Annotated in this window: 10 protein-coding genes; 7 read left to right on the forward strand and 3 right to left on the reverse strand. The window is 38.0% G+C overall.

What is annotated here, in order from left to right:
* The first annotated feature begins 4 nt into the window (after window positions 1-4).
* Window positions 5-1,624, forward strand: a complete 1,620-nt coding sequence (locus R3E32_24665; GenBank protein ID MEZ4887944.1) for a reverse transcriptase domain-containing protein — start codon at window positions 5-7, stop codon at window positions 1,622-1,624.
* 168 nt (window positions 1,625-1,792) lie between these two features.
* On the opposite strand, the gene R3E32_24670 is transcribed toward R3E32_24665, so the two are convergent.
* Window positions 1,793-2,752 (reverse strand): hypothetical protein, encoded by a 960-nt coding sequence (locus R3E32_24670; protein MEZ4887945.1) that lies wholly within the window; start codon window positions 2,750-2,752, stop codon window positions 1,793-1,795.
* 80 nt (window positions 2,753-2,832) lie between these two features.
* Window positions 2,833-3,597, reverse strand: a complete 765-nt coding sequence (locus tag R3E32_24675) for a PHP domain-containing protein (protein MEZ4887946.1) — start codon at window positions 3,595-3,597, stop codon at window positions 2,833-2,835.
* 97 nt (window positions 3,598-3,694) lie between these two features.
* Between R3E32_24675 and R3E32_24680 the strand changes: the two genes are divergently transcribed.
* The 6 genes from R3E32_24680 (at window position 3,695) to R3E32_24705 (ending at window position 11,537) form a co-directional block, all read left to right on the forward strand.
* Complete coding sequence (locus tag R3E32_24680; protein MEZ4887947.1) at window positions 3,695-5,410, forward strand: amidohydrolase; 1,716 nt, start codon at window positions 3,695-3,697, stop codon at window positions 5,408-5,410.
* 263 nt (window positions 5,411-5,673) lie between these two features.
* On the forward strand, window positions 5,674-6,771 hold the full coding sequence (locus R3E32_24685; protein MEZ4887948.1) for a DUF4056 domain-containing protein: 1,098 nt from the start codon (window positions 5,674-5,676) through the stop codon (window positions 6,769-6,771).
* Window positions 6,772-7,100: 329 nt separating this feature from the next.
* Window positions 7,101-8,183, forward strand: coding sequence for a class II fructose-bisphosphate aldolase (gene fbaA / locus R3E32_24690; GenBank protein ID MEZ4887949.1), 1,083 nt, complete (start codon window positions 7,101-7,103; stop codon window positions 8,181-8,183).
* A gap of 187 nt (window positions 8,184-8,370) precedes the next feature.
* A complete protein-coding gene (locus R3E32_24695) occupies window positions 8,371-8,595 on the forward strand; it encodes a DUF433 domain-containing protein (GenBank protein ID MEZ4887950.1) in 225 nt (74 codons plus the stop codon).
* 282 nt (window positions 8,596-8,877) lie between these two features.
* Window positions 8,878-9,210, forward strand: coding sequence for a DUF5615 family PIN-like protein (locus R3E32_24700; protein MEZ4887951.1), 333 nt, complete (start codon window positions 8,878-8,880; stop codon window positions 9,208-9,210).
* 26 nt (window positions 9,211-9,236) lie between these two features.
* Window positions 9,237-11,537 (forward strand): glycoside hydrolase family 65 protein, encoded by a 2,301-nt coding sequence (locus tag R3E32_24705; protein MEZ4887952.1) that lies wholly within the window; start codon window positions 9,237-9,239, stop codon window positions 11,535-11,537.
* Between the two features lie 98 nt (window positions 11,538-11,635).
* On the opposite strand, the gene R3E32_24710 is transcribed toward R3E32_24705, so the two are convergent.
* Window positions 11,636-12,271 (reverse strand): VOC family protein, encoded by a 636-nt coding sequence (locus R3E32_24710; protein MEZ4887953.1) that lies wholly within the window; start codon window positions 12,269-12,271, stop codon window positions 11,636-11,638.
* Window positions 12,272-12,287: the final 16 nt, after the last annotated feature.

Raw genomic sequence — 12,287 nt, forward strand, 5'->3', positions numbered from 1 at the left:
GTTTATGTTAAAAGAAAAATTTAAATTTAGAAAAAGAGGATATAGACATTTAACCAATAAACTAGGTTTATTAAGTGAAAATGAAATTACGAAACTTCTCAAAAAACTCGCTACCCCAGAATTTATTGCACAATATGCTTTCCTTCCACTAATACACATAAAAATAGAACAACGTAGATATAAAAAAGATAAGAATGGAAATAGAAGCCATAAAAAATGGAACAAGAGAAAACAAAAATATGAAAGTACTGCTAAAGTACGTCCTATACATTACGCAACTCATATAGATACCCAACTCTACGCTTATTATGCATATATACTAAAAGAAAAGTATGAAAACATATTAAAGAAAAACAAAATACTCTCTGATAGTATCATTGCCTATCGTTATATGCCAATAGAACAGGAAAATAAGAAGCCTCATAAGAAGCCTCCAGGAAAGTCAACAATTCATTTCGCCAAAGAAGTATTTAAAGAAATAACAAATAGAGGAGAGTGTATTGCGATTACATTAGATATAGAAAACTTTTTCAGCAGCTTAAGCCATCAATATTTAAAAAAAGCGTGGATAGAGTTACTTGATGATAGAAAGTACGTAAATATGCTTTCCCCTGACCATTACAATGTGTATAATGCTACGACAAAATTTAGATATATACGCCTTGATGATTTACGAAAATCACACCACAAAAAGAAAGGTTTCGATGAAAAATATATTGCCGAATTGAAAAACGAAGGAATTGATGCTTTTTTTAGAGACGGAAAAGACTTCAAGGAAAAAATTGTGCAAAATCCTAATATTAGAACTTATAAAAATCAATTTAAAGATGTTAAAGGTAACTCAATTGGGATCCCACAAGGGTTGCCAATTAGTGCGGTTCTAGCAAATATTTATCTGTTAGATTTTGATAGACAAGTTTATAATGAGTTGATTGAAAAACATGGTGTTTATTATAGAAGGTATTCAGATGATATATTAATCTTATGTTCAGAAAAAAAATTGAAGTTTATCAATAAATTTCTACAAGAGAAAATTAGAAAATGCAAACTAAAAATATCGAAAGATAAGACAGAAATAATTAGGTTTAAGTACAATAGACACAACATTTTAATGTCTGAGAGAGTAGGGTTTAAAGAGAAAAGACTTGAGCCTGAACTTAATAAAAATGGGTTTCCTAAAAAAATCCCATTAAAATACTTGGGCTTCGAATTTTACGGTAATAAGACATTAATAAAATCCGCAGGATTAGGAAAGTTTTATCGTAAAATGAAGAAAACAATAAAAGTGAAATCTAAAAGATTATTATATGAAGCACAGAAAGTGCCTAATAAAAAGGTTATTTTTTGGAAAAGGAAAATTTACAGAAGATTCAGTTTTGCAGGGCATTATAAAAAAAGGAGAAAATTTGAAGAAAAGATTATCAAAAAAGTTTGGGATGAAAAAGAAAATACATATATCTTGAAGGAAGATAAAAAAACAAGAACACTTCGAGGAAACTACTTATCCTATGCCTACAAAGCATCCTGTATTATGAAAGAACCTGCAATTAGAAAACAAGTAAGGAATCATTGGAAAATTCTGCAAGAAGAGATAAAGAAACATATTGATGAAAAACACTTGTAGTTTATCCTATTCGTTCAATTGTTAAATAATTGAGACCTTTATACAAGAGAACGTATTGATAACCAGAAAATATGACAATCCAGCAATAGAGCCACTCACCACTAGTATGGAATTATTCCTTCGGATGGAAGGAGTTTTTATTTGGGGTTGGGGGTGAGGTTGTAGGAGTTAAGTTCTGTTTTCTTCAATCACCTTTTCTACAAAAGCAAGTTCTACATTCATCACCGAAGCAATATCGGCTTTGTTCATTTTGGCTTGGTAATACAGATTTAGAATGGTTTGGGTCTTTGTTTTTAACAATTCTTTTTCTAACCTGCTCTGCATCATTTCAAAAGTTTCTCCATACAGAATCATATTAATTCCATCAGCAATTTCTTTGTCATAAGCAGTAGGAGTTAACATATTTTTATCTTTTAAAGGTTTGTAAAATTGTTCTTGAAACAAGACTTCTCGTTTTTTATCTAAACGCATCAAGTTCATAACGAATTGCACCAATGGAACAATTACCGTCTTTGGAAAGTTTCCTGCGTTTGCTCTTTTTCGGATGAAATTGATTAGCACTATCTTCAATTTCAAGCGATTATTTAGGTCTTTTTTAGTTTTGAGAAGGTAAAGAGCCGCCAAAACTGCGATAGCAAAGGGATTTTTCGATTTTTGCAGTTGTTTCTCACTCTGTTTTCTGACCTGATAAGTATTGTATTTATAGTTAATTTCAGTGCCAAAATACTTGTTGGCGAAGCGATCGTAGTCTTTAGGAACGTCTTGTCCCACAAACAGAGCGATTGCAGTGATTTCTTTGATTTTGAACTTGTCGTAAATGCGGTAAAAGTAGTTGAACATTCGCTCTGAAAACTCAGTTTCGTGATCTACTTGAATTTCAATGTGAATCAATACCCATTGTTCTCGCCCACTTTTGAGATAGACTTTGACCAAACTATCATTGATTTTCTTGTCCGAATTTTCGGGAATGGCTATGATTTTGTAGAGTTCTTGCTTCAAAAACTCTGGTTTTCGGGAAAAATCTATCTCTTTGTGTAAGTCAGGCATGAAGAAAGCGACAAAATCTTCGAATAACTGTTCGATGATTTCTTTCCAACGGGTATCGTGGTCTATATTTTCAGAGGGCATACTTTTGTTTTTGGAAGAAAAGTGAGGCTAAAAATAACAACTCTTTTTGAAAAACATAAAGCTTTCTCTTTCTACCTAATCTATAAATCTACTTGCTTCTCAATAAACTTCCCATCCGTAAAAAAATACTTCGTATGGTTCTTGGTAATAATCCAGCCTGTCTTCAATTTCTTAACCTTCGTACTCATCGTATAGCGAGCAAAATTATTGGCTTTCAATTCTTCATATAGCGTTTGCGAATTGTTGATAGCTGCATTTTTCAACTCCACGTTCACCAATCCCAACGATTCAATCTCATGTCCATCACTACCCAAAGTAAAATTTTTGCCCAATTTATCTTTGAGTGACAAAGCTTTGTTGTTTTGAGCGCGGGACAAACTGCCATTGAAGATTTCGATGGCATCTATATTTTCGTAAAGGTAATCCAACATCGGATTGTTGATATGTTTGTCCACCGACTTCTTTTTGAAGGCATAAGGATGCGCTAAAGACACAAAAGTTTCGAACTCATTTGCAGCCTCCAGTATCGCTTTCGCCGAATTTTTCATTTTCACCATAAAACGCTTCACCCGAAACGGTTCTATCTGTTTCGTATAAAATTCCTCCAGTTCTGCGGGGTTTTTGAAGTAAATCAGCAGTTCAATGCCTTCTTTTGTCCCAGCTTCAATGGCAGGAACAGTAACTATCTTGTTGCGTTCCAAGAGCTTCAATGAGCCTCTGATTTCGTTATGATCAGTCAGCACTACGCCTACACCTTCTTTCAGACATTTATCTTCAATGGTCTGCAAAGATGCCGTTCCATCTGAGTAATTGGAGTGAAAATGTAAATCGTATTTTGTTTGCATGGTATTTTTCTTATTAGAATGTAATTTTACCTTCAATGTTTAATTAGCCTTATCTTTACTTCAACAAACATCCGATTCATTCTATAAACTGTCCATAATGCCCAAATACTTCAAATTCATTGCAGTGATTCCCCTTCTTTTCTTTTGTTTTTCCTGCAACAATACGCCAAAACAAGTCCCCGATACAGTTGATGCCATTTACTTCAATGGCAAAATTCTAACGATGGAAGATAGTCTTCAACAAGTTGAAGCAATTGCAGTGAAAGCGGGAAAAATTGAAGCCATTGGCGATTTTGAAACTATCAATCAATTGCAGGGAGCAGCTACGCAAATGATTGATTTGGGCGGCAAAACCATGCTGCCAGGTTTTGTGGATGCACACAGTCATTTCACCATTGCCATGAAAATGATGGCACAGGCCAACCTCGGTTCCCCCCCTGCGGGAGAGGTCAAAAGCATTGCAGACATTATCGAAAAACTGCAAGCACAACAAGCCAAATACAACATTCTCGAAGGTCAATGGATAGTCGGTTGGGGCTACGACCCCGACGAGTTGGAAGAAAAACGCCATCCCAACAAACTGGATTTAGACACAGCTTTTCCCAATCATCCTGTGTTCATCTTACACGTTTCGGCACACATGGCAGTAGTCAATTCCAAGGCTTTAGAAATCGTAGGCATCACCGATACGACTCAGGCAGTGGAAGGTGGAGTAATCGTGAAACTCCCCAACTCCAATGAACCCAGTGGATTGTTGCAAGAAAAAATGGTCTATCAAGTTATCGGTAAACTGCCCACTCCGACTGAGGAACAATCTTTGGCATTGTTGAAGGGAACGCAGCAATTGTATGCCAGTCAAGGTATTACCACCGCACAAGATGGTTTGACCGACCTTCCAACTTTTCAGTTTTTGGAGAAAGCAGCTGAAAAAGGATTGTTCACACTCGACATTGAAGCTCTCGGCAGTTTTCAAAATGCAAAAGATTGGCTGACAACCTACAAAGACCGTTTTGGACAAAACAAAAACAGGTTGCGATTGGCAGGTATTAAAATTGTAGGAGATGGTTCACCACAAGGCAAAACGGCTTTTTTCAGCAAGCCTTATTTGACCGAAGTTCCAGGCTGCGCCCATACCTGCACAGGCGTACCGACTGTGACCCAAGACCAACTCAACCAACTGCTGCAAGGGGCGTACAATCAAGGCATTCAAGTTTTTATGCACGCCAATGGTGATGGTTCAATTGACATGCTTTTGGAGGCATACGAAAATGCTTTAGAACACATTGAAGGAAGCGTAGAAGATTTGAGAACGGTGGTCATACACTCTCAATTTGTGCGCCCTGATCAATTGCAGCAGTACAAAGACTTTGGTTTTGTACCTGCATTTTTTACCAATCACGCCTTTTTTTGGGGTGATGTGCATATTGAAAATCTGGGCGAAGAACGGGCTGCTTTTTTGAGTCCTATCAAAACTTCAATAAACATGGGGCTTGTATGTACGAATCACACCGATTATATCGTTACACCTCTCAACCAACTGTTCACAGTTTGGACGGCCGTAAATCGCACCACTCGAAGTGGCAAAATTTTGGGTGAAGCAGAGCGATTAACTCCGTGGGAAGCATTGAAAGCCATCACAATCAATTCGGCGTATCAGCACAAAACGGAAAAAATAAAAGGCTCTATTGCAGTGGGTAAGTTGGCAGATTTTGTGGTTTTGAGTGACAACCCATTGAAGGTAGAGGCTGATAAAATCAAGGATATTCAAATACTGCAAACGATTAAAGAAGGAGTGGTTATTTATGAAAAATAGTAGAACGCAAAAGGATTCTGTATCTTTGCAAATTGCAGTTATTTTGGACTTTGGACGAAAGAAGTAGGAAGCAAGATGCGGGGTATAAGGAATTGACAATCAAAATCTTAACAAATTAATGTAATTGAATACAAATAACTGATTATCAATAAATTAAAATCTTACTTCTTACATCTTTGCTCCTTCGTCTAAAGTTATTACCCTTTCCCTTGAAACCAAAATAAATCATTTTTTTTCAAAAAAAATTAAAATGAGCTACTTAGATGGCAAAAAAAAATCTGACACAAACAATGGTTAATTCCTTTAAAGCGAATTGTAATCTATTGATTATTATTTTTTCAGCGATGTGGGTCAGTCCATTATCTGCAAAAAGTCCTGTTTTGTCCTCCAAACAATTGGAATCTCCACCCCCTCGTATCATCCGCACTTGCTGCTCTTTTGGATTGAAGGTAAGTTTATTCAGACTTCCCATCAAAATTACCGAAACCACCAGTATCGAAAAATTGGGAGATCACCAATATCTGGGAAATACGGGAGAAAAAAATGGTATCATTTATAGCCATAAAGGCGGTTTTATTGATATCGGCCACGTAAGAGATCAAGCAGATTGGACAGCCTATTTATATACCCAAATTTTGAAGCATCAGCCTCAAGGAGAAATGACTCAGAAGGTGGGTTATGAAGGAGGAATCAAGATACTGCATATAAAAATACCTCTTTATTTGAATCAAGAGGATATGATGAAATTAGCGGGCAAGATCGCTTATGATTTATCGGTATGGCACGAAATTTCTACTTGGTATGGAGCTTCTACTATTCCACTCGTTCCCGAACGCTATTCCAGTTTTTCGGTTGAAGATGCCTATTCCAATTTGTTGGGTACAACTTTAGGGATGAAAGCACTGCAAAATGAATTACCTTATGAAGAAGCTATGACTCAATTGATTGCCCAAACTTTGAAGGACTTGGAGGCAGTCCAAACAGAGGAAGAAACATGGGCTGCAATGGAAGTGGTGAGAGAGGTATGGTGGACAGGAAAAAAAACATTGCCAAGCCGAAACGTTTTGATAGCCAGAGAATTGAATGTTTATCCAACGGTGTATCCGTGGCTCATTCCAACAGAAGCAAAGGCAAATAACCCTCAAAAACTGAGTGTTCCACAAATTACCCATTCGGGAGAAAATTTAGCTGATTTTTATGAATTGAACATCAAACTCAATTATAAATTTCCCTTCAAAAAGATATTTCCAGATCGGAACGATCGATCTATCACACAAGAAGATTTCGGCACTTTGCTGCAATATGCTGAGGAAGAGTTGGATAATTCAAAAAGAGATTGGTTGGGACAGGCCAACATTTAATCGCAGACTTTGAAGGTGGCGCATATTGCACTGATAAATAAGTTATTGTAGAAAAAAAAGATAATTGTGATCAATAATCAATTTTGATACATTCAAAAACAAGGTGGAATATACCTATCTTTGTATCTGATTCTTTTTGGTTCTCTGACATTTTTTTGTAATTCTATTCCCAGCGAATCTACATTAACCTTTCTCCTCCCTGATTATCAAAAGTTTGAAATTTTCACCGAGAAAGCAGAATGTGGATTCTGCGGTGTTACATAAAAATAGTCAAAGAATCTTTTTTTCCGAGCCGAACAAACAATCCTAAAATTCAAAAAAAAATAAGTATGTCAACAACTACCAAATTTCGTCCAGGCGTATTACATGGCGATGAAGTAACCGAACTTCTAAACCACGCCAATGAGCATAATTTTGCATTACCTGCTGTGAATGTGACGGGTACAAATACTGTTAATGGCGTGTTAGAAACCGCAAAAGCATTGAATTCTCCTGTAATCATTCAGTTTTCCAATGGTGGAGCATCGTTTTATGCAGGAAAAAGCTTGTCGAATGAAGGTCAACAATCGGCAATATTGGGTGCTATTTCAGGTGCGCTTCACGTTCATACTTTGGCTGAAGCTTACGGTGTGACAGTTATTTTACATACCGATCACTGCGCCAAAAAACTCCTTCCATGGATAGATGGTTTGGTGGATTACAGTGAAAAATACTACGAAAAATTCGGCAAACCTTTGTACAGTTCTCACATGATAGATTTGAGCGAAGAGCCGATTGAAGAGAACGTTGAAGTGTGTAAAGAATATTTGAAGCGCATGGATCCGATTGGTATGACCCTCGAAATCGAACTCGGCGTGACAGGGGGGGAAGAAGATGGTGTGGACAATAGCAACGTGGATAGTTCTCGCCTTTACACGCAGCCCGAAGAAGTGGCGTATGCCTACGAAGAATTGAAGAAAGTGAGTCCAAAAGAGCGTTTTACTATTGCAGCCGCTTTCGGCAATGTGCATGGTGTGTATCGCCCTGGTAATGTGAAATTGCAGCCTGTGATTTTGAAAAATTCTCAAGAATACGTTCAAAAGAAATACAATACGAGCGAAAATCCTATTAATTTCGTTTTTCACGGTGGAAGTGGTTCTTCTCGTGCCGAAATCAGAGAGGCTATCGAATATGGTGCGGTGAAAATGAACATTGATACCGATATGCAATGGGCTTTTGCAGAGGGCATTAGAGATTATTTCACAGATAAAAGTGCCTACCTTCAAACCCAAATTGGCAATCCAGAGGGTGCTGATGTTCCCAACAAAAAGACCTACGATCCTCGCCAATGGTTGCGCTATGCAGAAGGGTATTTTGTGAAGCGACTGAAGCAGGCGTTTGAGGATTTGAATTGTGTGAATCGAAATGCTTAAACTGTTTGATGGATTCGTTGTTGAATTGCTAAGTGACTCCAATAGTATAAGTTTCTTACATGGCATTAAGACTTTGGAAGTTTTCTCTTCAGAACACACTGATTTTCAAATATTTCATCTCTTTTAGGAATAAACTTCCAAAGTCTAAGTTGGATTATTTAGCAATTCTTCAAAAATTAAAACCAACATGAATTACAAAAACATCATCACTATTGAGGCAGGTAAAAGAGGAGGAAAACCTTGTATCAGAGGCATGAGAATTACGGTCTATGATGTTCTTTCTTGGCTTGCTTCTGGAATGAGTATTGCAGAAATAATAGATGATTTTCCCGAACTCACCCACCAAGATGTGCTTGCAAGCCTTCAATTTGCAGCAGAACGGGAGAACCAAATTATGTATTGTAGGGCATAGTTCTTGACCCTGTTTGTGGTTCAGGTATCTTGTTGAACACGCTATTCATAAATATTTGATATTCTAAGTAGTATGCTAACTTCAAACAATTTTGAAATTTAATAAAAAAAATTGATAATCAATTGCTTACAATAAAATTCACTGTGTAAAATATCTTAAACTATGAGATAAATTATTTCAATTTATGAATGATTTTTTGTCTTTGAAGATAGATTATAGAGCTAAGCATGTATTTCGTTTTGCCTTTCTTATTTATATTCGCAAAAGAAATAATCATAAAGTATGAAATTACTCTTAGACCAAAATTTATCTTACAAGTTAGTCAATAGATTAGTTATTTTATTTCCAGACTCCTCCCATGTTCGATTAGAAGGAATGGAGGCTGAAGAAGATACTATGATATGGACTTTTGCAGAAACCAACGACTTTACGGTTGTTACCCAAGATGCAGATTTTGTAGATATAGGTATATTGAAAGGCTATCCTCCTAAAGTAATTTGGTTAAGATGTGGCAATACATCAACAATTAATATTCAAAATATTTTGACGGAAAATTATGATACCATAAAAGATTTCGTTGAAAATCAAGACAAAAGCTGTTTAGAACTTTTTTAAGAAACTAACTCCTTCAATGTAACTACATGAAAAACTACATCCTCCACGACGAGTGGCAAATCATAGAAAAAGGCTTTAAGCCTGAACTCAACAAAATCTCTGAAAGCCTTTGCAGTATCGGCAATGGACGAATGGGACAGCGTGCCAATTTTGAAGAAAAATACAGTGGCGAAACCTTGCAGGGCAGTTATGTCGCAGGCGTATATTACCCCGACAAAACCCGTGTCGGTTGGTGGAAAAATGGTTATCCCGAATATTTCGCCAAAGTGTTGAATGCCTGCAATTGGATAGGCATCAATGTCACTATCGGCAAAGACGAATTGGACTTAGCGACCTGCAATGTCTCGCATTTCAAGCGGGTATTGGACATGCAAGAAGGCGTATTGTACCGAAATTTTACGGCACAATTGGCAAAAGGGCAAGAAGTGAAAATCGCTTCTCAGCGTTTTTGCAGCATTGCAGACGATGAAATCGGAGCAATTCGATACAGTATCACCTCCGTTAACTTCAATGGCACATTGACCCTCACTCCTTATTTGGATGGAGATGTCGAAAATGAAGATGCAAATTATGGCGACAAATTTTGGAACGAAGTAGCACGAGAAGTAGGTTCGGGAGAGGCTTATTTGAATCTGGAAACCAAAAAGACCTTTTTCCACGTAGCAACGGGAATGTGTTTTGAAGTCTATAAAAACGGCGAAAAACAAAATTTGGCGATTGCTGAAACGGATCGTGAAAAATATGTGGCAAATACGGTAAACATTGAAGTGAAGGAAGGAGATGAAGTCGTATTGTATAAATATGCTGCCAATCTTTCTTCCATGAATTATGCCAAAGCAAAGCTCATTGGTGCGTGCCGAAAAGCAGTTCGCCGAGCTGCTGCAAAAGGTTTTGACCAATTGCTGCAAGACCAAAAAGCGGCTTGGGCTGCAAAATGGGAAGAAAGCGATGTGACGATTGAAGGAGATGTGTCGGCACAACAGGGGATTCGCTTCAATATTTTTCAGATGAACCAAACCTATACGGGTGAAGATGAACGCTTGAACATTGGACCTAAAGGTTTTACAGGTGAAAAATACGGTGGAAGTACCTATTGGGATACCGAAGCCTATTGTTTCCCATTTTATCTCAGTACTGCTGACCCAAAAGTGGCTCGTCAACTACTCGTTTACCGCTACAAACACCTGCAAAAAGCCATCGAAAATGGTCAAAAACTGGGCTTTACCGATGGCGCAGCTTTGTATCCGATGGTGACAATGAACGGCGAGGAATGTCACAACGAATGGGAAATCACATTTGAAGAACTGCACAGAAATGGAGCAATTGCCTTTGCGATTTACGACTACATTCGCTATACGGCTGATGAAGATTATTTGGCAGAATACGGATTGGAGGTTTTGATGGGTATTGCCCGTTTTTGGAGTCAAAGGGTGAATTTCTCCAAAGCCAAAAACAAATATGTGATGCTCGGTGTGACGGGGCCTAATGAGTATGAAAACAATGTGAACAACAACTGGTACACCAACTATATCGCTTGTTGGTGCATGGGCTATTGTCAATCGGCAGTGGAATTTGTGAAGGAAAAACACCCTGAAAGATATGCCGAAATTGCAGCCAAAACCAAGTTTGACGAATCGGAAATGGTTCGATGGAAAGACATTCGCAACAATATGTATTTTCCGTTCTCCAATGAACTCAACATTTATCTGCAACAAGACAATTTCTTGGACAAAGAAATTATTCATGTTGATGAACTGAGCCCTGCCGACCGACCTATCAACCAAAAATGGTCTTGGGACAGAATTTTGCGCTCTTGCTTTATCAAACAAGCGGACACTTTGCAGGGAATGTATTTGTTTGAAGACCATTTTGATACAGATACTATCCGCCGCCACTTCGATTTCTACGAACCTTTGACCGTTCACGAATCATCGCTATCACCTTGTGTGCATGTGATTTTGGCAGCCAAATTGGGCTACAAAGAGAAAGCCTACGAAATGTATTTGCGGACGGCTCGCCTCGATTTGGACGACTACAACAATGACACCGAAGATGGTTGTCACATCACAAGTATGGCGGGTACTTGGATGGCTGTCATCAAGGGTTTTGCAGGTATGCGGGTCAAAGACGGACACTTGCATTTCACTCCTTTTGTGCCTGACCAATGGCAGTCTTTTGCCTTCAAAGTGCGCTTTAGAGGGCATTTGTTGAAGGTAGAAGTGAACAAAAGCGGAGTCACAGTGGAGAACGAAACGGGTAAAGAGTTGAAGGTATTTGTATTTGGACACGAATACGAGATTGGAGATAGATTGACGGTGGAAGGGTAAAACACCTCATGAAGGTTATCTCCTATAAAAAAATGAGAGAGGTGTTGGGTTTTAGAAAACTTGACACCTCCTTTTTTTTGCTTAATTTCAAATGGATATTAGAAGATTTCAACAACTCCCTTCAATCCCTCAACCAAAATCGAAATCCTCACTTCTGCTGCTGCTTCTACCTTCAAATTCACCTCCAAGTTCTGCAAAACAGCCTGAATCATGGCAACATCAGGATGAAAAACCCTCACCTCCAACAATTTACCCCCCTCCAAAAGCCTATCCGTAGGATGGTAACTAGAATCCTGCCAATCCACCATAAACGGCACTATATCCACCTTTGGGTCTGCAATCGGCAACACCATACGCCACTTCAATTCATTTCCATCAAGCATTTTTCGCTGGCCAGCTTGTATTTCGCCCAATTTTGGGTAGTGATTTTTGAGCAGTAAACTGTCTTGTTCGAGGTTTAGGGATTTAATAGCCCAACGGGTGATTTGAGGACGCTCAATAAGGTCAATGCCCATCCATCTTGGAGCTTGGATACAGGTGTTCGAATCATCAATGGCCAACAATTCCAAATAACAGGCATCACCTAAATTCAAGAGCGCATTCTTTGTTCCTTTCGTGTGGTGATAGCCTCCGAAAATAGGTTTAATACCCAATAATTCTTCCAACTCATTGCAGGCAGTATCCAAATCTTTCACCGCATACACGATATGGTCTATTTTTCTTCCTATATTCATTTAACAGCAATTTTTA

Source organism: Chitinophagales bacterium (assembly GCA_041392475.1).
Taxonomy (GTDB): domain Bacteria; phylum Bacteroidota; class Bacteroidia; order Chitinophagales; family UBA2359; genus JAUHXA01.